The sequence below is a fragment of the Caballeronia sp. INML2 genome, from assembly GCF_023631365.1.
GTDB lineage: Bacteria > Pseudomonadota > Gammaproteobacteria > Burkholderiales > Burkholderiaceae > Caballeronia > Caballeronia turbans.
In genome coordinates this window covers 1-1,430 of sequence record NZ_JALQDH010000182.1, presented here as the reverse complement: position 1 = coordinate 1,430, position 1,430 = coordinate 1, and the positions used below count along the sequence as shown (strand labels likewise).

At 57.2% G+C, this 1,430-nt stretch carries 1 protein-coding gene; it reads right to left on the bottom strand.

Annotated features, from left to right (window positions below):
• Positions 1 to 949 (bottom strand): PRTRC system protein D (locus NCT32_RS36875; protein ID WP_250491552.1); only part of this gene is annotated, 949 nt, incomplete at its 3' end.
• Positions 950 to 1,430: the final 481 nt, after the last annotated feature.

Below are 1,430 nucleotides of genomic sequence, written 5' to 3'. Positions count from 1 at the left end.
CGTTCGCAAAGCACGGCGCATCCATCAACTGAACCCGATTCTTTGGAAACGCTTCCCGAACTGCCGACTCGTAAAGAACTGCACCGCCGCCGCTCAGGACGATGGACCGAACGGTGCCGGTTGCGCCAACCTTTTCTTGGATCGCTTTGACCGTGCTCCGGACGACTGCTTGAGACTTTTCCACGTACGGTTCGAGATCCATCTCCTGGTTATAGAAAAGGAAAGGCTTTTTCATCCGGAGGCACTTATCGAGTTTCTCAATATCGGTGACGATCTCGCCCCGCGCTTCGCTGATCAACGACGCAATGCGCTTGTAGACTTGGGATGCACCGCCCGGAACCCCGCCGCTGCGCGCGTCGTTCATCGTGAAGCCGTTTGCGGCCACCCAGTCCGTTGTGAAATAGCCAACGTCGATGACGATATGCTCGTTTTCCCGGTCGAACTCATCGCCGCCATACTCGGAGAACGAGACGAGCGAGCCGAGGGGCTGCGGGATGACCTTCACGCTGCCAATACTCACCTTCCGCTCACCAATGGTCAGCGTGCCGCTGAACTCGTCGCGCACGAAGTCGGCGTACTTGCCGATGCTATGAACCGGCAATCCCAGAACTAGACGTTCGACCTCCGTCACGCCGGCGAAGTGAAGTGCGCCATAGAGCAGCGCCGCGTAGTTCGGCGTTGTGCAGAAGTCTTCTGACAGCGTCCGACCTGCGTTCCCATAAGCTGACGATCTCTCAACACCCGGGCCAACTTCATACACTGTGCCATCGATTTCGATGGCAGCCACTTTGCGATCTGACAGCACACCGCTGGCAAAACTTGAAACCGCCTCGCTGACGCGAAGCGGGGCAAGCGACGGAAACATCATCGTCGCGAGGTCGGAGCCCATCCGAAACGCGCATTTAGTGTTGCCATAACCAACATCAACCGCAAAAACCTGTGCTTTCATGATTCTCTCTCCAGAGTTTGAGTAAGCCGTTGTCAACATCAACTGGCGTGGCCCCTGCGTGGTCCTTACTTGGTCCCTCCACGGGCCAAGCACGAAGGTCTCGACTTTGAGGGTCGCTGGTTGGGCCGGGTTGGGGCCAAGCAGAGGCCGACGCTGAACGAACGCTCTCGTTAGGGAACCTATCGGGACCCAGCAAGGGCCAAAGCCCGCTGTTGACGGACCTACTGTACCGACAACGCCCCAATGTCAAGGAACCAAAAGCTCGCAACATTTAGGCAGCTTTTGATGCTGCGTCTAGTCTCGGCGGCGGTATTCTTCCGCTTACCAACCGCGCGCATGCGCATCGACCCTCCTGAAAAGGACCATCGAGGGGATCGCTTTGCCTAGCGAAAACCCCCTCTGTCACGGCCGCAAAATGAACCGGCCTTTTTCTGAATCTAATCAAGTTCAAAGCGACCCAAGTTGAGGACGCTGGACACGC